23 protein-coding genes and 3 pseudogenes are annotated in these 24,246 nt (G+C 50.6%); 24 read left to right on the plus strand and 2 right to left on the minus strand.

The genetic code is table 11. The annotated features are described in order from the left end of the window. From DWZ16_RS13725 to DWZ16_RS13745, 5 genes are all read left to right on the plus strand, one after another. Positions 1-301 (plus strand): zinc ribbon domain-containing protein (locus tag DWZ16_RS13725; RefSeq protein WP_147353429.1); only part of this gene is annotated, 301 nt, incomplete at its 5' end. 330 nt (positions 302-631) lie between these two features. Next, positions 632-1,273 carry a hypothetical protein gene (locus DWZ16_RS13730; protein ID WP_022359975.1) on the plus strand — a complete coding sequence of 214 codons (642 nt, stop codon included), beginning with the start codon at positions 632-634 and terminating at the stop codon, positions 1,271-1,273. Between the two features lie 329 nt (positions 1,274-1,602). Then, a complete protein-coding gene (locus DWZ16_RS13735; RefSeq protein WP_118523047.1) occupies positions 1,603-2,520 on the plus strand; it encodes a tetratricopeptide repeat protein in 918 nt (305 codons plus the stop codon). Positions 2,521-2,639: 119 nt separating this feature from the next. Beyond that, positions 2,640-3,620, plus strand: a complete 981-nt coding sequence (locus DWZ16_RS13740; protein WP_118523048.1) for a DUF4037 domain-containing protein — start codon at positions 2,640-2,642, stop codon at positions 3,618-3,620. Between the two features lie 108 nt (positions 3,621-3,728). Further along, positions 3,729-4,343 carry a DUF4125 family protein gene (locus DWZ16_RS13745; protein ID WP_118523049.1) on the plus strand — a complete coding sequence of 205 codons (615 nt, stop codon included), beginning with the start codon at positions 3,729-3,731 and terminating at the stop codon, positions 4,341-4,343. A gap of 160 nt (positions 4,344-4,503) precedes the next feature. Here the strand turns inward: DWZ16_RS13745 and DWZ16_RS13750 are convergent, their stop codons facing one another. After that, positions 4,504-5,655 (minus strand): glycerate kinase, encoded by a 1,152-nt coding sequence (locus DWZ16_RS13750; protein WP_118471354.1) that lies wholly within the window; start codon positions 5,653-5,655, stop codon positions 4,504-4,506. A 202-nt stretch (positions 5,656-5,857) separates the two neighbouring features. Here DWZ16_RS13750 and DWZ16_RS13755 point away from each other — a divergent pair, with 202 nt between their 5' ends. The 3 genes from DWZ16_RS13755 to DWZ16_RS13765 all read left to right on the plus strand — a co-directional run bounded on the left by DWZ16_RS13755 (position 5,858) and on the right by DWZ16_RS13765 (position 8,536). Continuing rightward, positions 5,858-6,601, plus strand: coding sequence for an N-acyl homoserine lactonase family protein (locus tag DWZ16_RS13755; protein ID WP_243022039.1), 744 nt, complete (start codon positions 5,858-5,860; stop codon positions 6,599-6,601). A 103-nt stretch (positions 6,602-6,704) separates the two neighbouring features. After that, positions 6,705-7,949, plus strand: a complete 1,245-nt coding sequence (locus DWZ16_RS13760; RefSeq protein ID WP_118523050.1) for a Tm-1-like ATP-binding domain-containing protein — start codon at positions 6,705-6,707, stop codon at positions 7,947-7,949. Beyond that, positions 7,946-8,536, plus strand: a complete 591-nt coding sequence (locus DWZ16_RS13765) for a class II aldolase/adducin family protein (protein ID WP_118471348.1) — start codon at positions 7,946-7,948, stop codon at positions 8,534-8,536. Before DWZ16_RS13760 ends, DWZ16_RS13765 begins: the two co-directional genes overlap by 4 nt. Positions 8,537-8,640: 104 nt before the next feature. Here DWZ16_RS13765 and DWZ16_RS13770 read toward each other — a convergent pair whose 3' ends face one another. Then, complete coding sequence (locus DWZ16_RS13770; RefSeq protein ID WP_107000626.1) at positions 8,641-9,300, minus strand: GntR family transcriptional regulator; 660 nt, start codon at positions 9,298-9,300, stop codon at positions 8,641-8,643. 288 nt (positions 9,301-9,588) lie between these two features. Between DWZ16_RS13770 and DWZ16_RS13775 the strand changes: the two genes are divergently transcribed. From DWZ16_RS13775 to DWZ16_RS13845, 16 genes and pseudogenes are all read left to right on the plus strand, one after another. Continuing rightward, entirely contained in the window at positions 9,589-10,713 is a 1,125-nt protein-coding gene (locus DWZ16_RS13775; RefSeq protein WP_243022040.1) for a C4-dicarboxylate TRAP transporter substrate-binding protein, read from the plus strand. Between the two features lie 140 nt (positions 10,714-10,853). After that, a complete protein-coding gene (locus DWZ16_RS13780; RefSeq protein ID WP_207663872.1) occupies positions 10,854-11,039 on the plus strand; it encodes a hypothetical protein in 186 nt (61 codons plus the stop codon). 211 nt (positions 11,040-11,250) lie between these two features. Beyond that, on the plus strand, positions 11,251-12,699 hold the full coding sequence (locus DWZ16_RS13785) for a ParB/RepB/Spo0J family partition protein (RefSeq protein ID WP_118523051.1): 1,449 nt from the start codon (positions 11,251-11,253) through the stop codon (positions 12,697-12,699). A 283-nt stretch (positions 12,700-12,982) separates the two neighbouring features. After that, the gene (locus DWZ16_RS13790; protein WP_003020223.1) at positions 12,983-13,324 is read left to right on the plus strand and encodes a hypothetical protein; all 342 of its coding nucleotides are present in this window, start codon (positions 12,983-12,985) and stop codon (positions 13,322-13,324) included. Further along, positions 13,324-14,037 (plus strand): antirestriction protein ArdA, encoded by a 714-nt coding sequence (locus tag DWZ16_RS13795; RefSeq protein WP_118523052.1) that lies wholly within the window; start codon positions 13,324-13,326, stop codon positions 14,035-14,037. Before DWZ16_RS13790 ends, DWZ16_RS13795 begins: the two co-directional genes overlap by 1 nt. Before the next feature lie 124 nt (positions 14,038-14,161). Next, positions 14,162-14,560 (plus strand): PcfB family protein, encoded by a 399-nt coding sequence (locus DWZ16_RS13800; RefSeq protein WP_113621226.1) that lies wholly within the window; start codon positions 14,162-14,164, stop codon positions 14,558-14,560. Next, positions 14,547-14,846 (plus strand): annotated as a pseudogene (locus DWZ16_RS13805) (type IV secretory system conjugative DNA transfer family protein); the annotation flags it as partial. The gene DWZ16_RS13800 and the pseudogene DWZ16_RS13805, both read left to right, overlap by 14 nt. A 32-nt stretch (positions 14,847-14,878) precedes the next feature. Next, positions 14,879-16,753 (plus strand): recombinase family protein, encoded by a 1,875-nt coding sequence (locus DWZ16_RS13810; RefSeq protein ID WP_118523054.1) that lies wholly within the window; start codon positions 14,879-14,881, stop codon positions 16,751-16,753. Positions 16,754-16,832: 79 nt separating this feature from the next. Then, positions 16,833-17,024 (plus strand): transposon-encoded TnpW family protein, encoded by a 192-nt coding sequence (locus tag DWZ16_RS13815; RefSeq protein WP_006060444.1) that lies wholly within the window; start codon positions 16,833-16,835, stop codon positions 17,022-17,024. Between the two features lie 133 nt (positions 17,025-17,157). Further along, entirely contained in the window at positions 17,158-17,454 is a 297-nt protein-coding gene (locus DWZ16_RS13820) for a hypothetical protein (protein ID WP_008982217.1), read from the plus strand. 79 nt (positions 17,455-17,533) lie between these two features. Continuing rightward, on the plus strand, positions 17,534-18,046 hold the full coding sequence (locus DWZ16_RS15690) for a serine hydrolase (RefSeq protein ID WP_207663873.1): 513 nt from the start codon (positions 17,534-17,536) through the stop codon (positions 18,044-18,046). Positions 18,047-18,054: 8 nt separating this feature from the next. Beyond that, on the plus strand, positions 18,055-18,471 hold the full coding sequence (locus DWZ16_RS15695; RefSeq protein ID WP_207663874.1) for a hypothetical protein: 417 nt from the start codon (positions 18,055-18,057) through the stop codon (positions 18,469-18,471). Positions 18,472-18,621: 150 nt separating this feature from the next. Beyond that, positions 18,622-18,915, plus strand: coding sequence for a DUF3847 domain-containing protein (locus DWZ16_RS13830; protein WP_008982219.1), 294 nt, complete (start codon positions 18,622-18,624; stop codon positions 18,913-18,915). Positions 18,916-19,148: 233 nt separating this feature from the next. Then, complete coding sequence (gene mobQ, locus DWZ16_RS13835; RefSeq protein ID WP_117579807.1) at positions 19,149-20,663, plus strand: MobQ family relaxase; 1,515 nt, start codon at positions 19,149-19,151, stop codon at positions 20,661-20,663. A gap of 16 nt (positions 20,664-20,679) precedes the next feature. Next, a pseudogene (locus tag DWZ16_RS13840) lies at positions 20,680-22,577 on the plus strand (AAA family ATPase). 85 nt (positions 22,578-22,662) lie between these two features. Continuing rightward, positions 22,663-24,210 (plus strand): annotated as a pseudogene (locus DWZ16_RS13845) (type IV secretory system conjugative DNA transfer family protein); the annotation flags it as partial. Between the last annotated feature and the right edge of the window lie 36 nt (positions 24,211-24,246).

A 24,246-nucleotide genomic window follows, 5' to 3' on the forward strand; every position in this document is an offset into this window, starting at 1 on the left:
GTATAATAAACTTTATATCATGTTGGAATATAAACTAAAACTGTATGGAATATCACTGACAAAACAGGAAGAAAGCTATACCAGCCAGTGCAGCCCGTTTTCACCAGAACTATCAAAAAGATATGCAGAAGCATCAAACAGAAAAGAGCGTGGCATGTATATAACGGATGGAGTAAGATATAATGCGGATGCAGTAGGAGCATTTAATATCCTGCGTAAATATCTTTCCGGATCCGGAAAACAGAAAGAACTGTCCGTAACCGGACTAAAGAATCCAGAAATAATAAAAGTAGCTGTATAGCCGAAAGGTAAGCAGTAGTGGTGTCATGGACGCACCCTGAAAAAAGGCGGTATCCCGCCAGATTTCAGATGCTCTGGTAACTTAGTTACCGAGTAGTTCACAGTCTTAGTATCGGGTGTGTGTTCTGTTTGTGAGAAAAAAATGCCTGGAGAAAAGACAGAAAAATAAAAAAATATACATATGATGACAGATTTTATCTTGTTAAACGCCACATTTTCTAGTATAATAAGGGTATCAATCCATGGATGGAAGTGACTGTGAACATGGAACTTTTAGAAGCAGTTTCAAACATTTATGAACACCTATTTAGATGGAGAAGGGGGCGTTTTTATGGAGAAAAGTTATACAAAGATCTACACAACTGGAGCGACAGTACCGTTAAAGATTCGGCCAGGACATTTCGCAACAAACCATGCACATATCAATTATTACATTGATGTGACGACCCTGAAAGCGAGAACGAAAGAGGCGGAGGAAGTTGCACAGGCGCTGGTTGGCATGTATCTGTATGACACCGTGATCGACACGATTGTCTGCATGGAGGGCACGGAAGTTATCGGTGCTTTTCTGGCGGAGGAGCTGGCAAAGGGCGGTTTTCTCTCGACGAACGCGCACAAATCTATCTATGTAATCAGCCCGGAGTTTAACAACAACAGCCAGATCATTTTCCGTGACAACCTGATTCCGATGATCCGCGATAAACATGTGATGATCCTGATGGCATCCGTGACGACGGGACGTACCTTAAATAAGGCAGTTGAGAGCATCCAGTATTACGGTGGTATCTTACAGGGCGCATCGGCGATTTTCAGTGCGATGGATTCGCTGGATGGTGTGCCGATCAAGTCAGTCTTTGGCAAGAAGGATTTACCGGATTATACGTATTCAGATTACCGTGACTGCCCGCTCTGCAAGGCAGGAAAGAAGATTGATGCGCTGGTAAATACGTTTGGATATTCGCCGATGGGGTGATGCGGCGATCGGAAGCTGCTTCGTTTGATGAATACAGGATTTGTAAAAGCCGGATCGTTGAAATGAAACGCGATCCGAATGCGGGTGCTGCATGGCGGCATAGAAAGCATTATTGAGAAAGAGATAGATTTTACAAGGTTTGAGAACAGATAGTGGATACCGCAAAACCACAGAATCCGTGCACTGACCTGTCAGAAATAAGAAGATGGGGAGCAGAGGGATGGGAAAAAGGTTTTGCGGTATCTCTTTTTGTGTCAAAGGTGCCAAGGCACATTAATGAAAAAAATAACAGAAACAAGAATAAAGAAGGGAAAGAAAGAGGGATAAAAATGGATACACAGCAGATGTTTCAGGAACTGGATCGCCTTTATGCGCAGGGAAAACTGGACGAAGCGGAAGAGAAAATGATGGGCTGGATGAAGGAAGGGCTGGATTCAGGGAACAAAAGCCTTTGCCTGATGATGTGCAATGAGATGGAAGGACTCTACCGGAATACCGGACGGGTTGCACAGGCAGTCGATATGGCGGATATGGCGCTGTCCCTGATTGCGGGGATGGGACTGGATGGTTCGATCCACCATGGAACGACACTTTTAAATGCGGCAACCGCGCGCCGGATGGCAGGAGATGTGGAGAAAGCGCTTTCCCAGTACCGGGAGGCGGAAGCGATTTTTAAGAATCTTGGAAAAACGGATGGCTATGAGATGGCAAGTCTCTACAATAATATCAGCCAGATTTATCAGGAACAGGAGGAACATGAAAAGGCGCTGGAATCGCTGGATAAGGCGCTGGAACTAATTAAAAAGATGGAGAACAGCGAGGCGGAGGTGGCAACGACCCATGTCAACCGGGCGCTATCCTTGATGGCGCTGGGACGGCTGGATGAGGCAGACGAGGAGTTAAAGGAAAGCCTGACCTTTTATGCGTCCCCGGAGGGCGTGCAGTCGGGACACTTTGGTTCGGCGCTGGCAGCAGCCGGGGAGCTGGCATGGCGGCGCGGCAATTATGATCAGGCGATCGGGCTGCTGGAAAAAGCGCTGATGGTAACGCAGTCCCGGTTTGGCGAGAGCGATGCGTGCGCGGTGATCCGCCAGAATCTGGAGATGATCAAAAAAGAAAAGGAAGAAAAAGGCATTACCGGAGCTGCAGACAAGAAGGAAGACAAGGGCGGAAACCCGAGCACTGTGCGAGCTGTCAGTTCAAGGATGCGAAATTCTGAGACAGGACAAGAAAAAAGCGTTTTTTGAAAAGTTTTCAGATGGAAGATTTGATAAAAAGCGTGCAAGAAACGCGCATGAAAAAAAGATACTGAAAATAGAGAAAACGTAGAAATAGAAAAAACCATAAAATCAGGTAGGGGGATTAGATGCAGGGACTAGAACTGGCAAAACGATATTATGAAGAAGTCGGGCGTCCGATGCTGGAGCGGGATTTTCCAGAGCTTCTGCCGCGGTTGGCGGCGGGACTGGTGGGCGAAGGTTCGGAATGTCTGGGATTTGACGATGCGATATCGCAGGATCACGATTTCGGGGCGGGTTTCTGTCTGTGGTTTTCGGCGGAAGATTATAACCAGTACGGAAATGCGCTTCAGGATGCCTATGACCGTTTGCCAGGGGAGTTTGCAGGTGTTCCGGCACGCCTCACAAGTGCGCGGGGCGGCGGACGTGTCGGTGTGTTTGAGATAGAGGCATTTTACAGCCGTTTTATCGGGATGGAACAGCCGCCAAAGAGCCTGATGCGCTGGCTGCATCTGCCGGAAGATAAGCTGGCGGCAGTCGTGGGCGGGGCAGTATTTGAGGATGGACTGGGAGAATTTTCTGCGATCCGCGAGGCGCTCCGGAAGTATTATCCGGAGGATGTCCGGATCAAGAAGATCGCGGCGCGGGCAGCGAAAATGGCACAGTCGGGACAGTATAATTATGGCCGCTGTATGCGGCGGGGCGATACGGTTGCGGCGATGCTGGCGCTCGATGAATTTGTGCGGCAGGCGATTTCGATGGTCTATTTACTAAACCGGACGTATATGCCTTACTATAAGTGGATGTTCCGGGGAATGGAAAACTTTCAGATTCTGCCGGAGGTGGCGGAAAAAATCCGGGAGCTTTCGGTGATGGGAGATACGAGCGAGATGTGGAAGCCGCCGTTTCCCCCGGGATGGAATCCTTATGTAAACCAGTTAGATCCGCGTGTGGGTCGGATCGAGGAAATCTGTCAGGCGGTAGTTGGGGAACTGCGAAAACAGGGACTGACTGACAGCCGGGATGCATTTCTGGAAGCGCATACGTGGGAGATCATGAAACGGATTCAGGATCCGGAGCTGAAAAAATGTCATGTGATGGAAGGATAAGCCGCGGATAGACACATCAAAATGGGAACGCGCATGGACTGTAAATGAAAGAAAAGATGCAGGAAATTGATTTGGAAGGGATCTGGCAAGCGAAAGGGAGGACAGCGTATGACGAAACAGGAGAAAATAGAGAAACTGATTCAGATGGAGTGGGAAGATTTTCAGAAAGTCAATAACGAGGGCGGACGTGCTTCTTGTCAGGACGATCCAGAGACATTTTTTATCATGCGACGAAGCCATTTTGCACCGTGGACAGAGGAACTCATCGACTGCGTGCAGTCGGATATGGACCGCGCCCATGAGCAGGGGCGCAATCTGGTAATGGAGAAATATGCGTGGATGATGGCGAGCACCGCACCGGAGCAGTTTAAGAAACTGCATCATTTTCTGATTGATCCGACGCTGGCGGGCGAACAGTGGAGTGATGCGATCGTGAAACAGCAGCTTGCTTGGATGGAAGAGTACCAGGCGAAATATCCGGTGCTGGCGTCTGGAAACCGGCTTCTCTACAGTTCTGAAGATACGCCGTATGATACTTCCTTCCAGACGTACCTGCTTGGAGAACTGCGGACTTACTCGGACAGCACCCTGCATACGTACTGGCAGTTTATCAATGACCTGAAAAAGGAAGGAAAGAGTCTGGCACTTCTGACGATGGAGGCGGAAGTGAAGGCATATGGATATGAGGGGCTGGATGCGGCGGAGAAGGCGCTCTCTAAATAAAAATTAGAAGGATGTATATTCGAAAATTTATGGCAATGATTTCGAAAAAGTGAATGTATAATAGCTAATATACAAGGTAAGTTGAAAAAAATCGGAGAGAATGAATGATCAAAGTTCCTCTCCGATTTTCTTATATCAGCACATTCTTTGTTTCCAATTTTTACGAAAACCGCCGAACCACCCGCATCACCTGTTCCACAGTATCGCTCAGATTCTTCCGGGCGGATGCCGGTTCCATTGCTTCTTCCAGCGAGCAGATGGAGCGGAGAATTGGGAAAAAGGCGTCGATTCCGGCATCGTTACACTGGATGGCATCTGGGGTGACGCAGCCGGAGAAGGCGAAGACGGGCTTGCCGTATTTTTTAGCCAGTCTGGCGACGGCGATGGGGGCTTTTCCCATAGCAGTCTGTCCGTCGAGACGACCCTCACCGGTGATGACGATATCGCTGTCCTGGATGAACGATTCCAGAGAAGTTTCTTCCAGCACGATCGAGGCGCCCGGTTCCAGGACAGCGTTCATATAGCTTAAAAAGGCAAATCCGAGACCTCCGGCGGCACCCGTGCCGGGAACCGTTGGATCGGCGTGTGGAAATTGCCGGGCAGTAAGGACGGCGTATGCCTGCATCCAGCGATCCATATTTACGATATCTTCCCTGGAAGCGCCCTTTTGCGGACCATAGACGGCACTGCAGCCATTTGGACCGCAGAGCGGATTGGTGACATCGCAGGCGATCCGGAAGCTGCACGCGGACAGTTCGGGAAGAACGGAGCCGGTACGGATGGAAGAAAGCTCTGACAGTCCGGCGGCACCAGGGGAGACGGGCGTTCCGTCTTCTTTGAGAAATTGATATCCCAGCGCGGAGAGCATGCCGAGTCCGCCATCGTTGGTGGCGCTGCCGCCGATGCCAATCAGGAAACGCCGGCAGCCTTGGCGGATGGCGTCAAGGATCAGTTCTCCGACACCGTAGGTGGTAGTGCGGAGTGGATTGCGTTCCGCAGCAGCCAGGAGCGGAAGTCCGGAGGCAGCAGCCATCTCGATCACCGCAAGCGGTTCGCCCTGTCCCGGTGAGGTGAGAATCCCGTAGTCGGCTTGAAGGGGGCGTCCGAGCGGATCGGAGACGGAGATGGTGCGGATCCTGCCGCCCAGTCCTTCCGTCAGGGCATCCACGGTTCCCTCGCCGCCATCTGCCAGAGGGCGCACGAAGACCTCTGCCTCGGGATAGACGCGGAGAATGCCGCCTTTGGCGGCGTTTCCGGCTTCCATCGAGGCCAGACTTCCTTTCAGGGAATCGATTGCAACCGTAATTTTCATATGAGGTTCCTCCTTTTTGGTGTTTTGGATCCGATTCATTGTTACTTTCAGATGGAAATTGAAACTTTTCTTGACAGCTATGCTTCTTTTTATTATAATACTATTGGACACTGGATACAATATTGGATGCTCCATTTTAAGAAACAAATTTGGCATTTATCTCATGTTTGAGATAGCCAGACGAGCGACAGGAGGTACCGATATGAGTAACTTAACAATCAGACCAATCAACACTGGTTTCGTGACGATGATTCCGAAACAGTATCTTTACCACCATTCTACGGTGGCATATTATCCCGATGCTTCCGATCGGGAGGAAGAATACCCAGTTTTTACGTATCTGGTAGAGGGCGGAGACAAACTGCTGCTTGTGGATACAGGCATGGCATACACAGAGCGCGCCGATAAATACCACCATCATGGATCATATCAGCCGGAGGGCATGGCGATCGCGGATCAGCTTGCAAAGATCGGATATAAACCGGAGGATATTGATATTGTAGTGTTTACCCATCTGCACTGGGATCATTGCTTCTATATGGATAAATTCACGAATGCGAAATTTTATGTAAACAAGAAGGAATACGAATTTGCGATGGATCCAATCCCGCTCTATTACAAATCATACGAGGCGCCGCAGCTTGGCATTACCCGCCCATTTGAGGGAATCAAGATGGAACTGCTAGAAGGCGAGGCAGAGATCATGCCGGGCGTGCGCGTATTTGAGACGCCGGGACATTCCATCGGGCATCAGTCGGTTGAGATCGACACGGCAGCGGCAGATATATTTGCTGCGGTGATGCAATTTTCATTATGGATAATACGAAACCGATTGAAGAGATTCATTATGATATTACGCCTCCGAACCGGTTTTCAGATATTGTCTCCGCCTGGAAGAGCATCGAACTTATCAAAGCCCGGGCAGAGAGTCTGGATAAGATTCTGACCTGTCATGACCGCGAGATGTTAGATCGGGTTTCGAAAACACCGATCCTTGGTCTTTAAGACGAAAGGCAGGTGAAAGAAGAAGTTCGTGAGACTTCGAGAAAATGGCAGTGGTTGGGGTAATTGCAAGCTGTGACACGAAATATCATGAAGTACAGTTTGTACAGAAAAAAATAAAAATGAGCGGAAACAGTCCGCTGATACTCGATGTCAGCACGGGACCGCATATTCCGATGCGCGCAGATGTCAGCCGGGAGGAGATTCTGGCAATGGGTGGTTATACCTGGGAGCAGGTGCACGCGATGGACAAGAGCGGTGCGATCGCAGCGATGACGGAGAGTATTTCCAAGATGCTGTTAAAACTCGTCGGGGAGAAAAAGATTGACGGCGTGATGGGAATGGGCGGACTGCAGAATACGGTCATGTGTTCTGCGGCGCTGCGCCTGCTTCCGATCGGATTTCCGAAGATTATCTGTTCCACGATCGCCAGCGGATACCGGTATTTTGACACGGTTGTGGGCGACAAAGATATCATGGTGGTTCCGTCGATCGTTGATTTTGCCGGTATGAACCCCGTTAATGAGGCGGTGTTGGGAAATACAGTCAGCGCCCTGATTGGCATGGTAACATATGGGGGAAAACGGATCGATACACATGGGGAAAAATATATCGCGACAACGCTTATGGGGATTACGAATGATACCGTGATGCGGGCATCCGACGAGCTGACGGCGCTCGGCAGGAAGATGATCAGCTTCCATTCGACCGGAATCGGCGGCCGGGTGATGGAGTCGATGATCCGCGAGGGCGTTATTTCAGCCGTTATGGATCTCTCACTGCATGAGATGACAGCGGAATATTTGGGTGATTACGGATACAGCAAGGGTGCGGATAACCGCCTGTGTGCAGCAGCGGAGATGGGGATCCCGGCGCTGATCTGCCCGGGTGGCATTGATTTTGCGTGTCTGAGGAAAGAGGAACTTTTAAAAGATGAGGAAGATCGGGGGTACGTATGGCATAATCAGGATTTAACACATACGCGCCTGTATGAGAGCGAAATTCTGGATATTACACACACGATCGTGGAACGGCTGAATCGTTCTAAGGGAAAAACGGAGGTCATTCTCCCGATGGGGGGACTGCGGACAATGAGTTATCCGGGTGAATTTTTCTATAAACCGGAGACAATTCAGAAGATGCGTCAGATTTTCGAGGCGGATCTGAAGCCGGAGATTGTGTTTAAAGCGTATGATCTGAATTTCTGTGATCCTGAATTTGCGGATATCTGCGCACAGGAGATGGAAGCGCTGCTGAATGAAGCGGAGGGCAGCAGAAAGGAGAGCGCATGAAATATCAGGAATACAAAGAGCTGAGCGATGCGATGGAACAGGCGGCTCACAAATTTTATCAGCTCCGCTATCAGATGAGCAACGGCGGAAATCTGAGTATGCGTGCGCCAGGGCATGACTGGATGCTTGTGAAGGCGACGGATGTGGCGTTTGACGAGGTGTGCGCGGACACAATTGTTGTGACGGATTTTGACGGAAACTTGATTGAGGGCAATCGGAAACCATCCAAAGAAGCTCTTTTGCACGGTGCGATCTACCGGGAGCTCCCGGAGGTGTGCGCGATCATGCACTGCCATTCCCCATATGCGACTGCATGGGCGGATAAGCATGAGACGCTTGATTTTTCGACGCACCATTCGGAAATGAAGCTGGGCGGAAATGTGCCGGTGTTTGACACCCATTCGTATGCCGTTCCGAAGGAATATTTCCCGATGATTCTGGAAGAGTTCCGGAAAAATAAAGAGATGAATGCATTCCTTCTGCGCGGTCACGGTCAGGTGACGGTGGCAGGGACGATGCGCGAGGCAGCTTATCTGGCGGAACTTGTCGAGGAGACGGCGCAGATTTCGCTGCTGGCGGGTAGATAAGAAAAGCAGAAAAAAGTAATAGGCGGTGAACGCAGAGAGACAGGAACTGCGCTCATCGCCTTTTGTAATTATACGGCTGTCGATGCTTGGTAGGTGTTTTGTCTTTAAGAAAAATTGGCTTGGCGTCCAACACATTCGACAACATCTTTCAGATGACCGTAGATCGCCTGTTTGGTGGCGTCGATATCGCGGTTTTTCAGTCCCTGGATGATCTTTGCATGCTCGGACAGAGTATCGTTGATGCGTCCCTCCAGAGAGTAGTAGATGGATTTGAAGGAATCACATTTATTCCAGAGTCCCTGCAGGATCTCAACGGTGTCGTCGCAGCCGGAGAGCTCACAGAACCGGGTGTGAAATTGGCGGTCCAGCTGCATAAATTCCTTCGAATTATTGGAAAAATCGAGCATTTTTAAACTAATCTCTTCCAATTGGCGGATATCGTCATCACTTGCCCTGATACAGGTTCTGGCGGCGCAGTACTGCTCCATCAGGATACGGATGTCGTAGATTTCCGTCAGACGTTCCTTGGAGAGCTGGAATACGACTGCCCCACAGTGCGGTTTCGTGATCAAAAGTCCCTCTGCTTCCAGACGTTTGATTGCGTCGCGGACCGGGGTGCGGCTGACTCCAAGTGTTTTGGTGAGGCGTTCCTGGGCGATATGTTCGCCTGGCTTAAACTCACCTTGAATAATTGCATTTTTGACCCAGAGATAGACTGAGTCGGAAACGGTTGTATATTGAATAATTGGTTGTGTCTGATCCATAAACCATGGCTCCTTTTAAATTTCTTTATGATTATTATAACCGAAAAGAAAAGGAATAGCAATAAAATTGGATAATGTATCCAATCTGAAACTAAAATATTGTTTAAACTGTACAGAATGATGTTTATATAAGAAAGTTTATTGACAAAACAGACAGGTGGTGTTAGAGTAATAGTATCAAATTGTATCCAATATCCGGTGTCCAACGGAGAGGCGAAACAAAAAAGAAACGCAGAACGTGAAAAAGAGAAAAAGAAAGGAAGAAGGAACATGAGGAGAAGACGATTTGTGGCATTAGGTTTAGCAGCGATAATGGCAATGACGGCAATGACGGGATGCGGTGGAAGGTCATCCGCGAAAACAGACAGTACAACAGGCGGCGATAAAAAACAGGCAGAAGCAACCAGCGGAAAAGAAAAGATTACACTTCGAATTGGATCCGGACATTCGGAATCCAACCCATGGATCACAGCGCTGGAAGATTATTTTGTGAAAAATGTATCGGAGAGAGTCAGTGAAGAGACAAATTATGAGATCGACTGGGTTAAATCCTACGGCGGTTCTGTTATCTCCCTGGGAAATGAGTTGCAGGGCGTGCAGGATGGTCTGGTCGATATCGGATGTACGATTCTTGTATTTGAGGCATCCAGACTTCCGTTACAGGATATGGTTTACAGTATGCCGTTCTCCTGCTCCGATCCGCTGATTGTGGCAGAGACGATCAAACAGATGTATGAGAAATATCCGGAATTCACTTCGATTTATGAAGACAGCTACAACCAGAAGTTCGTCGGAATCGGTGTATCGGATCCGTATGGATTCTTCAGCACGAAAGAAGTTAAGTCTCTGGAAGATGTAAACGGAATGAAGATCGGCGCGGCAGGCATCAACCTCTCCTGGATCGAGGGCTCTGGTGCAGTCGGCGTCCAGACTTCCTTAAATGATACCTATCAGAACTTACAGACGAATGTATGTCAGGCGACGATTCAGCCGACCCATTCCTGTGTCAACTTAAAGGTATATGAGGTAGCGCCGTATTATCTGGACGCAAACTTCAACGTAGTTCCGTTCAATGCAATTACTGTCAATATGGATACCTGGAATGACCTGCCGGAGGATGTACAGAACATCATTTCCGAGGTTGGCGAGGGCTATCTGGACTATGAGTCTGAGTATATCAATACGATTCACGAAGAAGATATCAAAGCACTGGAAGAGCAGGGCTGTACCGTTACAACTCTGAGCCGTGAAGAGCAGGAAAAATGGGCAGCAAGTCTTCCGGATGTTGTCAATGGTCTGGTAAAGAGCCTTGACGACGCTGGGTACAATGGTTCCGAGATCGTGGAAGATTATTATGAGATTCTGGAATCTCAGGGTGTAGAGAGAGTACGCGACTGGAAGATCAGCGAGTAAGAAAATTGAAGGGAGCGGCTTGTCGCAGAGGAGAGTGTGAGCCGTGTGAAAAGTTCATCGGGACATACAGCGAAGGTATGTCCCGATGTGTTCAGAAAGACAGAGAAAGAACAGACAGAAGAGAGAAAAGGTGGGATGATATGTCAGTCCTTAGAAAATTAGATCGGTGTCTGGAACGTTTTTTGAGTATTATGGATGGAATTGCAGCGATCTCAGTATTTGGAATCATGATTCTGATTACAGCGGACGTTCTAAGCCGATTGATATTAAATAAACCGTTCGCGGGAACGGCGGAAATTGTCAGCAGCATTATCATTATCGTATGATTACTTCCTATTAAGAACACTGTAAATACAAGGCTTTTCGGAGCCTACAAACCAGAAAAAATAATATTTGATCTATCACATTACGCAAAAAGCCGTCCGGCATGAAAAACGGGCGGCTTTTTTGCGTGGATAGACGGAAAGGAGGCGCAAAAATAACTACAAAATTTTAGCGTTCAAATTTGTGCAACTTTAACGAAAAGGAGGATCGTAAATGGCCGATGAAAAATTGAATACTGGCCCTGCGGAGAATATTTCCCCGGAGGCTGCCGAGCCTATCACCACACCCGAACAGGCCGCAGCGTCTGAGCCCCAGCAGGAACAGACCGGGCCTGCCATACCTGAGTCCGGCGATGTGGTTGTGTCCTTTGACAAAATCAATGAACTTATGGCGGAAAAGAGGCAGAACGCCCGCGCCGAAGTCGAAAAGTCGGAAACCCCCGAAACGCCAGAGGCGGCAGCCCCCGGAGAAACACCGCAGCCCGCCAATACGGAGGAACCGAAAAAGCCGCGCCGTGGCCGTCCGCCGAAAGCGGAAAAGGCTGCGACTGAAAATCAGAAAGCGGAGAAATCGGCTGGGGCTCGCAAGGGCCGCCCACCCAAGGCGGATAAGGCGGCCCCTGACAAGCCCAAGCCGTCCAAACGAGACAAAGTGTCCCGAAGCGATGGAAAGGCCCCGGATGCCAAGGAGCCCATTAAGCCCGCACAGGATACGGCACTGAAGGAAACTGCTGCTGTGGAACAGACGGCTCCCGAGCCGACTACACCGCCCCGCCCGGTTGAGGAAGGCAAGCTGGTTTATCTGAAACTTTCCGAGGTTCATCCGTTTCACACATTCCGTCCGCACCCCTTTAAGGTACGGGACGATGCGAAGATGCAGGAAATCGTTGCTTCTATCCGCGTAAATGGTGTAATGGTTCCCGGTCTTGCCCGCCCGGAGAAAGATGGAAACGGCTATGAAATTGTAGCGGGTCATCGCCGTACCCACGGCAGTGAACTGGCCGGGTTGGATGAAATGCCCTTTATCGTCCGTGAAATGACCGACCACGAAGCGGTTCAGGCCATGAAGGACAGCAACAAGCAGAGGGATCAGACGCTCCCCAGCGAACTGGCCGCCCTGCTGGAGCTGGAAGTGGAGGACATCAAGCACCAGGGCGGGCGGCTGAAAGGCGTTGCGGAAGGCGATGTCGGGAAACGCTCGGTTGAGATTGTAGGCGATGCGCATGAAATGAACTATAAAAAGGTCATGCGCTACTTGCGGCTCAACTCCCTTGTGCCGGAGCTTCTGGATAAGGTAGACGATAAAAAGATGGGCTTCATGCCTGCCGTGGAGCTTTCCTACATCAAACCGAAAAATCAGAGGCTTATTGCTGTTTCCATTGACGGGGAGCAGGCTTCGCCCTCGCTGGCCCAGGCCAAACGGCTCCGGGAGCTGGATAAGGAAGGCAAGCTCAACGGCGATGTCATTGACGGTATCTTATCAGAACAGAAAAAGGAGGATCGAGGCGTGATTATTTCTACTGCGGAACTGGAAAAGTATTTTGGCAAGGAGGTCACTCCCGCCAAAATGAAAGAACAGATTATGTCCCTGCTGGATGACTGGAAAGAAAAACAGCCGCCGGAGCTGGCAAAAGCCCCGAAAAAGCAGGAACTTGACAAGTAACAACTTCGAGACACTTTGTCCCGAGGGCCCCGCCCTCGCGCAGAGGCTCTGGTGGTATATATCCCCCGTCGCCGCCTGTTTTTTAGTACAGCCGGGAGTGGGCCGTCAAGGGTGCAGCGCACCGCCGTTTTCGGCGGCTCGCCCTTGACGGTTTGCCCCGGCTGTGCTATTTCCCCGGCAAGCGGCGGGGGTATATCCTCCAGAGCCGCCCCCTTTCCCAAGACTGGGAAAGGGCGTGGGGTTTGGGTTGAACTTTCTTATTAAAATATCGGAGGTATGAACGATGAAACGACCCCTTGCTTATATCACCGCTGCATGGCTTGGCGGCGATAGCGAAAACGCAGAACTGGCGGCGCAGTATTGCCGCACCGTGTATGAGGCAGGCTTTTCTCCTATTTGTCCGCCTTTGTACTTGCCCCTGTTTCTCAATGATGCTGTTCCCGAGGAGCATAAAAGCGGCATCGACATGAGCCGTGACCTGCTCCGCCGTTCTCATGTGCTGGTTGTTTGCGGGCACAGTATGACCGAAGCCATGAAAAATGATATTGCCGTGGCCCAGCGGCTGGGAATTACGGCAACAACCCTTGAGGGCATCCTGACCGTCAAGGGACAGGGCCGCCGCTAATGGCAACCCTGTTTGAAGCCTACGTTACCAACGCCGGAAAGTACAGCGAGGGCCAGCTTGTGGGTGAAACACTGAAATTTCCCACAACCGCCCAGGAGGTGGAGGCTCTTTTGAAACGGATCGGCGTGGATGGCGTCCGCTATCAGGAAATTTTTATTACCTCTTTCGATGGGGATGTGCTGGGGCTCTATGACCATTTGAGCGAGTATGAAAATCTGGACGAGCTTAATCATCTGGCCTGCCTGCTTTCCGAGCTTACCTCATCGGAGCTGGAAACACTGGAGGCCGTCCTCGACAGCGGCGATCACTGTTCTTCGGTGCGGGACATCATCAATCTGACACAAAATCTGGACTGTTACGGCTTTTACCCCGGCGTATCCGATGAGGAAACGCTGGGGCGTATTTATGTGGACGATCTGGAAATGTTGGATGTGCCGGATCAGGTAAAACCGTATTTCGATTATGAGGCGTATGGCCGGGATGCCTGCATCCACGAAAACGGCCATTTTGCCCCGGGCGGCTATGTTATCAAAGAAAGCGATCATTTCGTGGAAGTGTATCACGGCTTGCAGGATATTCCCAAGGAGCATAAGGTATTCTCTTTCCCGAAGCTCTCTATCCGGGAGCAAATGGCCGCTTATCAGGAAATCATAGACGGTTCTTCTTTGGAGGGCTACCGTCAAATGCAGAAAAAAGACCGTGGGGATCGGTGATGGCACTTCGAGACAAATTGTCCCAAGGAAGGAGGCGGTGTAACTGATTGATGAAGATATTTCCCGGCGCACGATAGCCATATCCGTAAAAACAACCAAGCTGACGGTGCGGGGACTGGCGTATGTGCTGGGCATGGTGGGCCGGAAGATCCGCAAAGCATACCGTGGGCGGCAAGTACCGCATGGAAAACAAAGTGTGCGAAAGCTCATGGCCCACGGTACAGCCACAAACAGCATTGAGCTATCCGGGGATGCCAAGTCCTTTGACCGCGTGGCCCGGAAATGGAATGTAGACTATGCGTTCTATAAAACCGGGCCGGACAAATACCTGCTGTTTTTCAAGGCTGGACAGGCAGACGCAATGACCGCCTGCTTTTCTGAGTATTCCCGGAAGGTGTTAAGCAAAGCAAAATCGAACCGTGTTCCCATCCGGGAACAACTGCAACAGGCGGTAGATCAGCTTTCCAAAGAAAAGCCGAAGCAGAAAGAACGTGCAAAGGAGGTGGCCCATGAGGACAGATAAGATCAGAAAATATCTCATTCCGAACATTCCCTATCTGTTCATCCTGTGGGCGTTCCTCAAGCTGGGAACGGCCTACCGGCTGGCAGCGGGTAACGATTTTGCACATAAGCTCATCGGACTGGGCCAGACGATTGGCCCGGCCTTTGCTGACTTTGCACCCGGTCTTGTCCCACTGGATTGGCTTGTTGGTATTGTAGGCGCAGTTGGTTTCCGGCTACTGATCTATTTCAAAAGCAAGAACGCTAAGAAGTTTCGGCGGGATGCAGAATACGGCAGCGCCCGGTGGAGTGCATAATTTTAAGTGTAAATGACACATACATGGACGCACAGGAGGTTATGCACATGACTGATTATAGCAAAATTACAGCCCTTTACTCCCGCCTTTCCGTGGGCGACGAGGACAGGGACGGCGGCGAGAGCAACAGCATACAGAACCAAAAAATATTTTTGGAGAACTATGCCAGAGGGCAGCACCTAACCAATATCCGGCACTACATCGACGATGACGAAAGCGGCAGGTTTTTTGACCGTTCCGCCTACTCCCGCATGATGGACGATGTGGAAAACGGGAAAATCGGTGTCTGCATTATGAAAGACCTTACCCGTTGGGGGCGCGACTATCTCCAAGTTGGCAACGCGATGGAGATATTCAGACGGAACAACGTGCGCTTTATCGCGGTCAACAACGGCATAGACAGCGAGAAGCCCGACACGCTGGAGTTTGCGCCCTTTATCAATATCATGTCGGAGTGGTACGCAAAGGACATCAGCAAGAAAGTGAAAACGGGCATTAAGACCAAAGGCATGAGTGGAAAGCCGATTGTCACCGAAGCCCCTTACGGCTATGTCAAAGACCCGGACAACAAGGATTTTTGGATAATCGACGAGGAAGCCGCCGCGGTTGTCCGTTTGATTTTCCGTCTGTTTATCGGCGGGAAGAACCGCAACCAAATCGCCGTGCATCTGAAAAACGAGCAAATCCCTACCCCCACTTTCTATATGAAAGACCGGGGGCGGGGAACCTGTAAAAATAAGACGCTCAACGAGGATAGCCGCTGCAAGTGGAACAAAGCCACCTTGACCAATATCCTCACACGGCAGGAGTATTGCGGCGATGTTGTCAATTTCAAGACCACAAAGCATTTCCGGGACAAGCACAACCACTATGTAGACAGAAGCCAATGGCACATCACAGAAAATGTGCATGAGCCGATTATCAGCCGCAGCGATTTTGAAACCGTACAGCGGATTTTGGAAAACGCGCCTGTCAAACGCCCCAACGGGGACGGGGAAATCCACCCTCTGTCCGGCTTGATTTTCTGTAAAGACTGCGGTTCAAAAATGCACATTCGCATAGATTACCGAAACGGCGGCAAGCGGCACGTTGCCTATTGCAGCGAGTACCACAAGGGGAAAGCCAAGAACCCCAAATGCCATTCCCCGCACATCATGGACGCGGACTTGCTCATGCAGACCATCGCGGAAGTGCTGAAGAAAATCGAGGACTATTCTATCAGCAACCGGGCGGAGTTTGAAGCCTTAGTGAAAAAGAACCTTGTCATGCAGCAGACCGACCAGACCAAGAAACAGCAGAAGCGTATTCCGCAAATCACGACGCGCCTTGAACAGATTGACAAGGTGCTGAATAAGCTCTATGAGGACAACGCCCTCGGCACGATCCCACAAGACCGTTATGAGCAGATGTCGCAGAAGTATTCGGAAGAATACTATGCGCTGAAAGCGGAGCTTGCCACGCTCCAAGAGCAGCTGTCCGCTTATGAGAACGCGGGAGGACGGGCGCAGAAGTTTTTGAAGCTGACGGAACGCCATGCTGCCTTTACCGAACTTACCCCCGCCATTCTCAACGAGTTTATCAGCCGGATTGAAGTGCATGAGCGCGACCAGAAAAGGGCGAGATACGCAATCCAGCACATCAGCATATATTTCAATTATATCGGCAAGTTTGAGAATGAAGTGACACAGCTTGCGGAACCGACCGAGCAGGAAATCCGGCAAATGCGGGAGGAAATCGAAGAAGCCAAAAAGGAAAAGAGCCGCGCATACCACCGGCAGTATTCAAGGGAGTACCGGGCGCGAAACCTTGAAAAGCAGCGGGAGTATGACCGCATGAAAGCGCGGGAATACCGGGCAAGGAGAAAGGCGCAGGCAGCCGCCGCACAGCCCACACAGTAAAACAGAATAACCGTCAACCAAGAGGGATTTTCCGAGTTATGGGAAATCCCTCTTTTACGCCCAAAGAAAGGAGCCGCCTATGGCAGAACAGACCCCCGACAGTATCATCACGACCCAGAGGAACGGGCAGACCATTGTTGCGGAGTTATTTTTCAATCACAGCAGCACAGAAACATTCCGCGACAAGCTGCTCAAACTGGTGCTTGCCGACAGTTCGCGTTTATCCGCGTCTGACGGTCAAGAGCCGGAAAAAACAGAAATCTTGCGATAACAGCCGCCCCGACGAACCATTCCCTGTCCGGGCGATTTCTATTTGAAAATCCTCATTTTCCCCAAGTCAAGAGCCGGGAAAAACACCCGAAAAATGCCCCTACTGCGTAACAGGGGCGCAGAAAGGAGAGTTTATGAGAACAGGGCTTACGAAGCAGGAAAAGACCACCGATATTTGGTTTGACGAGAAAGACCCGCTAATCCATATCCGCACCCACAACACCGACTTGAAGAAACGGCTTGCCGCCTACGCCAGACAGCACCCCGACCAGTGCCGCCAGACCGACGCAGACCCCGAAACGGGCTGCATGGAGTTTGAAATCCGCAAGGGGCGCTTCTCTTTCCGTCTGACCGCCCCATACAGCGAGGAACGACGGGAAGCAACGCGGCGATATGCCAGAGAAAACAGCACTACAAACTTGTTGAAATAATGTGGATTTGTTCATATTCTTGTGCTATACTTTTCTCAAAGGCACAGAATGGCAGATATAAATTCGTGGGAGAAAAAATATGAAGAAGCATAGAAAATGTAAAAAGATAATAGCTTTTGTAACAGTGTTGTTTATAGCATTTGTTGCAGTAATTGGGCTACACAAAACAGGGATTTATCGTTTTGATTTCTTAAAGGACATCTATAAAAAAATTGATTTTCAACTAAGTACGAACGAGCTTAACATTCCGCAGGACGCTCTTTCATTTTCTGTTTATGATATTGAACAGGAGGAATATTTATTTTACGAGGGCGATAGCCAACTTCCCACAGTAGCAAGTTTGGCAAAACTATTTGCCATTGATTATGCTTTGGGAAAAGTAGATTTGGAAGATATTGTTGAAGTAAATCAAGAGGTATTAGAACTTGTTCCGGCGGGTTCATCTTTAGCAAATCTGTATGCTGGGGAATACACAGTTAAACAAATCATGGAGGCTATGCTTGTTCCTTCCGGAAATGACGCAGCCTATGCGTTGGCATATCATATCGCTAAAAACGAATTAGGCGAAGGTTATACAGCAACGGATATATAGATTATTTCATGACAGAACTTAGTGAGTATTTAATCGAAGCAGGCTATTCCAAAACAAATTTATATAATGACCCAAGTGGCGCGTCTATGCAAGCTGACTCTCATTTAGATGACATTAACCGCGTAGCGTTGAAGCTCCTTAACTACGATTTTGTTAAAGAATGTATTGGAAAAAGCGAATTTTCAATTCAAACTCCGCAAGGTGAATTTACATGGAAAAATACAAATGAATTTTTAGATGAAAATTCACCGTACTATAATGCAAATGTTAAAGGAATGAAAACAGGAACAATGGCATCTTCCTATAACATTGTTGTTCTGTATGAAAAAGATGGAAAAGCATATTTAATTACCTGTTTAGCGGCACACTCAAATGAGGGGAGATATAAAGCGGTACAGTCTGCTATCAACACGATTATTGAATAATGATGATGAAATATCCCGTTTAAGTAAAGTGTCAAAACAATAAGGGTAAGATAAAACAGCACACAATAAAACTTAATACCCATCCAAAAGGGCAGCCGAGAAATCGACTGTCCTTTTTCTACGCCGACAGGCAGAAAGGAGCGACCAACTATGACAAAACCGAGAGAGAAAACCCGTGAGGAGCTGCAAGCCGAGATTGAGGACGGAAAGAAGAAAATCCGGCAGTTTGAGAACCGGGAAAAGATGTTGCGTCAGAAGCTATCCAAAGAAGAACGCAGAACGCGCAGCCACCGCCTTATCGTCCGGGGCGCAGTCTTTGAAAGCATTGTGCCGGAAGCAAAGAACATGACTGACGAGGAAGCCGCCGCGCTTCTCCGGCTTGCCTTGACGAGTGAACCAGCGCGGGAATATCTGAAAAAACGAGCAGAGGGAGCGACAAGCTGAAAATCCCTTAGGAACTAAGGGCGCACTTATACACCCTTACGGGCGTGTGCGCTCTGCCGAGGGCTTGTCTCCGCACAGGGATTTTATCCCGCGCTCCGATATGGCGGCTTTGCCGCAACAAGGGGCTGCACCCCTTGCGCCGCTTCGCGGCTATCCCTGCACACCCACAAAAACAGTACACCCGCCGTTGGCGTCTGTACCATTTTTGCGGGTTTTATTATCCTATCCGGGAGGTGATACCCATAGCCATTTACCATTGGAACATCGGCATTGTGAGCCGAGGAAAAGGCAAATCAGCCGTTGCCGCAGCCGCCTACCGAAGCGGCGAAAAGCTGACAAACGAGTGGGACGGAATGACCCACGACTACACCCGCAAAGGCGGTGTTGTCCATACAGAAATCATGCTGCCGCCCCATGCCCCGCCCTCTTTCTCTGACCGTTCAACCTTGTGGAACAGCGTGGAGCTTTACGAGAAAGCCGGGAACGCCCAGCTTGCCAGAGAGATTGACGCGGCGCTCCCCATAGAATTATCCAGAGAGGAACAGATCCGGCTTGTCCGGGAATACTGTTCCTCTCAATTTGTTTCCAGAGGAATGTGCGTTGATTATGCCATTCACGACACCGACAGCGGCAACCCCCATTGTCATATTATGCTTACCATGCGCCCCCTTGACGAGCGCGGCGCATGGGCAGCGAAATCCAAAAAGGAATATGACATTGACGAGAACGGCGAGCGTATCCGCTTGCCAAGTGGCAGATACAAAACCCACAAAGTTGACCTTACAGGCTGGAACGACAAGGACAACACCCTCTTGTGGCGCAAGGCATGGGCTGACTTTACCAACGACTTTTTGGAGAGGAACGGAAGCCCGGAGCGTATCGACCACCGCAGCAACGCCGAGAGAGGAATTGACGAGCTGCCCACCGTCCACATGGGCGTGGCGGCTTGCCAGATGGAGAAGAAAGGTATCGCCACCGAGAAAGGCGAACTGAACCGAAATATCCAAAAGACAAACCGCCTTATCCAGGAAATCCGGGCGCAGATTGGGAAGCTCAAAGAATGGATTGCCGACCTGTTCAAAGCGCGGGAAACCGCCCCGAAGCAGCCGTCGCAATCTCCCAACCTTGCAAATCTGCTGATGAAGTATTTGAGCGTTCAGAGAGAAAAGAGCCGGAAGTATTCGCAGCGTTGGCAACAACAGCACACAGCCGATGAACTGAAAACCATAGCGGCAGCGGTCAACTATCTTTCCGAGCATGGTATCTCTAATCTTGATGAACTGGACGCTTCCCTTTCCTCTGTCAGCGATAGAGCCTATTCAATCCGGGAGGGAATGAAAACCGCCGAGGAACGCATGAAGAAGCTGCAAAAGCTAATTGAATACGGGAAGAACTATACAGAGTACAAGCCCATTCACGATGAGCTGAAAAAGCTGCAAAACGGCTGGACAAACAAGCGCGACAAGTACGAGGAAGCCCACCGCGCCGAGCTTGCCCTATGGGACGCAGCAAACCGCTATCTCCATGCAAATCTGCCGAAAGGAACAAAGACCTTGCCTATTGCGGAATGGGAACAGGAATATGCTGACCTCAAAACACAGAGGGACAGCGATTATACCAAACTGAAAGATACCCGCACCAATGTTTCAGAGCTTCAAAAAATCCGCAAATGCGTGGATATTGCACTCCGCGCCGACCAACCGGAGCAGACGCAGAGCCGCACCAAGCGGCATGATATAGACCGCTGAAAGGAGTTGAACTTTTATGTATTACACCCAAGAACAGATAGACCGCGCCAACCAAGCCGACATTGTTTCTTTCCTGCAATCACAGGGCGAGCAGCTTACCCACGCCGGACAGGAATACCGCTGGAAACGGCACGACAGCTTGACCGTCCGGGGAAACAAATGGTATCGCCACAGCCAGAGCAAAGGCGGCGGCCCCGTTGATTTTGTCATGGAGTTTTTCGGCAAGAGCTTCACCGAAGCCGTTGAACTTCTCACAGGGGAACAGGGAGCAGCCGCGCCGGACAGACCAAGCCCCGCGCCCCTCTCTGATTTTCGATTGCCGCCCCGCAGCGATACCGCCGGACAAGTGAAAAGCTACCTTACCGAAGCCCGCCGCATTGATGAAGATGTGATGGGCTTTTTCTTTGCCAGCGGCGATATTTACGAGGAAGCCGCCCACCACAACGCCGTATTCGTCGGCAGAGATGAAAGCGGCATACCGAGATACGCCCACCAGCGCGGCACAGCCGGGAACTTCCGGCTTGATGTGAAAGGCAGCGACAAAACCTTTAATTTCTCCTATCGGGGCGCGGGCGAGCGGTTATTTGTCTTTGAAGCCCCGATTGACCTGTTATCTTTCCTCTGCCTGTTCAAAAAGGAATGGCAGAAACAAAGCTACCTTGCACTGGGCGGCGTGGGAGAAAAAGCCTGCTGCGTTTCCTCTCTGACCGTCCGAACATCAAGACCGTTTTTCTCTGCCTTGATAGCGACGAAGCCGGAAACGACGCTTGCAGCCGCCTTGCAGAGCTTGTGCCGGAGGGGTTGACCGTCCACCGGCTTATCCCTCTTTTCAAGGACTGGAACGAGGTATTGCAGCACCGGGCAGAAATCACAGACGGGAAGTATTTGCGGGAAGCAATCTACGGCTTGAAAGAGCCGCCGCAGGAAGAAACCGTTGAGATTATCCGCATGAGCGAGGTTGACACACAGACCGTTGAATGGCTATGGGAGCCGTATATTCCCTTTGGGAAAGTAACCATTGTGCAGGGCAATCCCGGCGAGGGCAAGACCACTTTTGCCCTACGCCTTGCCGCCGCCTGCACCACCGGGGGAACGCTGCCGGGAATGAAGCCCTTGCCGCCGTTCCAAGTAATTTACCAGACCGCCGAGGACGGGCTGGGCGATACCGTCAAGCCCCGCTTGATGGAAGCAGAAGCCGACCTTGACCGCGTACTTGTGATTGATGAAGCCAAGCGGGAGCTTACCTTCTCCGACGAGCGCATAGAAAAGGCAATCACGCAGAACGGAGCGCGGCTGATTATCCTTGACCCCATACAGGCGTACATGGGCGAAAAAACCGACATGAACCGGGCAAACGAAGTGCGCCCCATGTTCCGCCGCCTTGCCGATGTTGCCGAGCGTACCGGGTGCGCCGTTATCCTTATCGGACATCTCAACAAAGCTGCTGGAGGGCAGAGCGCATACCGGGGCTTAGGTTCTATCGACTTCCGCGCCGCAGCAAGGAGCGTCCTGCTGATCGGGCGCGTGAAGCGAGAACCGAATGTGCGCGTTATCGTCCATGACAAATCTTCCCTTGCGCCGGAGGGCAAGCCCGTTGCCTTTTGCCTTGACCCGGAAACGGGCTTTTCGTGGATAGGCGAATACGACATCACCGCTGACGAGCTGCTGTCCGGCGCGGGCGGGAACACCGCCACCAAGACCGAGCAAGCCGAAAGGCTGATACTTGACCTGCTTGCAGACGGGAAAGAGCTTGCCAGTGAGGACATTGTAAAAGCCGCAGCCGAAGCCGGAATATCCGAAAGGACGGTACAGAATGCCAAGCGCAACATGGGCGGCATTTTAGGCGCAAGGCGTGTCGGCGGTCAATGGTACAACTTCATCAAGAAGAAGCAGCCACCCGAACCCGCAAGCTGAAAGTGCAAAACGCAGACCCTTTGCACTTTGCACTTTCGCACTTTCACGATAATTTGCGTCAATAACTCAAAAAAGCACTTGACAAAACGCTTCATGGGGAACGGAAAAAGACATCAAACCGTTTGTTGATCCAAGGTTTGAAAACAACGTGATTTTGACCGGGACGGAGTTTCTCACGATGAACACCCGCCCGAAAATCCCCGCAAATGCCCGAAACCTGAATTGCTGCATTATCGGCTCGTCCGGCTCCGGCAAAACCCGCTTTTGGCTCACGCCCCAGCTTTTACAGGCTCATTCCTCTTATGTGGTGGTCGATCCCAAAGGCGGTGTGCTGGGACAGGTCGGAGCTTTCCTGCAAAAACGCGGGTACAAAATCAAGGTATTCAACAGCATAGATTTTTCAAAATCCATGCACTATAACCCGCTGGCGTATATCCGCAACGAGGCCGATATTCTGAAATTCGTGGATGCCCTGATTTCCAACACAAAGGGCGAAGGCAAGGAAGGCGATCCATTCTGGACGAAATCGGAAACGCTTTTATACTGCGCCCTGATTGCCTACATCATTTTCGAGGGGCCTGCCGAGGATCGGAACATGAATACCCTTGTGGATATGATTTCCGGCATGGAGGTCAAGGAGGATGACGAGGACTTTATGAACGCGGTGGACTATATGTTTGCCGGGCTTGAAAAGCGCAAGCCGGATTGCTTCGCGGTCAAACAGTATAAAAAGTACAAATTGGCCAGCGGCAAGACGGCAAAAAGCATTTTAATTTCCTGCGGTGCGCGGCTGGCTCCCTTTGACATCCCGCAGCTTCGTGAAGTCATGGCCTATGACGAATTGGAGCTTGACCGCATCGGAGATCGGAAAACAGCGGTATTCTTCATCATTTCCGATACCACACAGACCTACAACTTTTTAGTGGCACTTGCATTTTCGCAGATGTTCAACCTCCTGTGTGAACGGGCGGACAATGTTCACGGTGGCCGCCTGCCGCACCATGTACGGGTGCTGTGGGACGAGGCAGCCAACACGGGACAGGTGCCCCAGCTCGAAAAGCTGGTCGCGGTTATCCGCTCCCGCGAGGTGAGTCTTTGCCTGCTGTATCAACAGTTGGCACAGTGCAAGGCCATTTACGATAAACACGCTGAGACAATCCTCGGCAACATGGACAGCGTGGTGTTCCTCGGTGGCCGCGAAGCCAGCACCATCAAGGAAATCTCCGAGAACTGGTTGGGAAAAGCCACAATCAGTATGCAGACCGACAGCCGCTCCCGTGGTCAGTCGGAAAGCTACAGTCAAAATACCCAGCGGCTGGGCCGGGAACTGATGACCCCAGCCGAACTTGCAACCATGCCGGGAGATAAATGTATTTTGCAGCTTCGGGGCCTGCCCCCGTTCTTCTCTCCCAAGTATGATCTGAAACGGCATCCGAACTACCGCTATACGGCGGAGGCCGATAAACAGAAAAACGCTTTTGACCTCGACAGGCTCATTAACCGCCGCAGGCGGCCCGGTCTGAACGAGGCGTGTACGATGTATGAGGTGGCTGTGCCGGACGATGCACTCACGGAAGAGGACGAGGACATCCTCAACTATGATGACATCGACGATCCAGACGCCTTTGCATAAACGCTTCGAGACAAAGTGTCCCGAAGTTTGTAACCT

Source organism: Clostridium sp. AF29-8BH, assembly GCF_003478145.1.
Taxonomy (GTDB): domain Bacteria; phylum Bacillota; class Clostridia; order Lachnospirales; family Lachnospiraceae; genus Otoolea; species Otoolea fessa.

What these genes read in the sequence shown, in the direction of transcription:
- DWZ16_RS13730 (WP_022359975.1), top strand. Translation starts at nt 632, where the DNA reads ATGGAGAAAAGTTATACAAAGATCTACACAACTGGAGCGACAGTACCG.
- DWZ16_RS13735 (WP_118523047.1), top strand. Translation starts at nt 1,603, where the DNA reads ATGGATACACAGCAGATGTTTCAGGAACTGGATCGCCTTTATGCGCAG.
- DWZ16_RS13740 (WP_118523048.1), top strand. Translation starts at nt 2,640, where the DNA reads ATGCAGGGACTAGAACTGGCAAAACGATATTATGAAGAAGTCGGGCGT.
- DWZ16_RS13745 (WP_118523049.1), top strand. Translation starts at nt 3,729, where the DNA reads ATGACGAAACAGGAGAAAATAGAGAAACTGATTCAGATGGAGTGGGAA.
- DWZ16_RS13750 (WP_118471354.1), bottom strand. Translation starts at nt 5,655, where the DNA reads ATGAAAATTACGGTTGCAATCGATTCCCTGAAAGGAAGTCTGGCCTCG.
- DWZ16_RS13755 (WP_243022039.1), top strand. Translation starts at nt 5,858, where the DNA reads ATGAGTAACTTAACAATCAGACCAATCAACACTGGTTTCGTGACGATG.
- DWZ16_RS13760 (WP_118523050.1), top strand. Translation starts at nt 6,705, where the DNA reads ATGGCAGTGGTTGGGGTAATTGCAAGCTGTGACACGAAATATCATGAA.
- DWZ16_RS13765 (WP_118471348.1), top strand. Translation starts at nt 7,946, where the DNA reads ATGAAATATCAGGAATACAAAGAGCTGAGCGATGCGATGGAACAGGCG.
- DWZ16_RS13770 (WP_107000626.1), bottom strand. Translation starts at nt 9,300, where the DNA reads ATGGATCAGACACAACCAATTATTCAATATACAACCGTTTCCGACTCA.
- DWZ16_RS13780 (WP_207663872.1), top strand. Translation starts at nt 10,854, where the DNA reads ATGTCAGTCCTTAGAAAATTAGATCGGTGTCTGGAACGTTTTTTGAGT.
- DWZ16_RS13785 (WP_118523051.1), top strand. Translation starts at nt 11,251, where the DNA reads ATGGCCGATGAAAAATTGAATACTGGCCCTGCGGAGAATATTTCCCCG.
- DWZ16_RS13790 (WP_003020223.1), top strand. Translation starts at nt 12,983, where the DNA reads ATGAAACGACCCCTTGCTTATATCACCGCTGCATGGCTTGGCGGCGAT.
- DWZ16_RS13795 (WP_118523052.1), top strand. Translation starts at nt 13,324, where the DNA reads ATGGCAACCCTGTTTGAAGCCTACGTTACCAACGCCGGAAAGTACAGC.
- DWZ16_RS13810 (WP_118523054.1), top strand. Translation starts at nt 14,879, where the DNA reads ATGGACGCACAGGAGGTTATGCACATGACTGATTATAGCAAAATTACA.
- DWZ16_RS13815 (WP_006060444.1), top strand. Translation starts at nt 16,833, where the DNA reads ATGGCAGAACAGACCCCCGACAGTATCATCACGACCCAGAGGAACGGG.
- DWZ16_RS13820 (WP_008982217.1), top strand. Translation starts at nt 17,158, where the DNA reads ATGAGAACAGGGCTTACGAAGCAGGAAAAGACCACCGATATTTGGTTT.
- DWZ16_RS15690 (WP_207663873.1), top strand. Translation starts at nt 17,534, where the DNA reads ATGAAGAAGCATAGAAAATGTAAAAAGATAATAGCTTTTGTAACAGTG.
- DWZ16_RS15695 (WP_207663874.1), top strand. Translation starts at nt 18,055, where the DNA reads ATGACAGAACTTAGTGAGTATTTAATCGAAGCAGGCTATTCCAAAACA.
- DWZ16_RS13830 (WP_008982219.1), top strand. Translation starts at nt 18,622, where the DNA reads ATGACAAAACCGAGAGAGAAAACCCGTGAGGAGCTGCAAGCCGAGATT.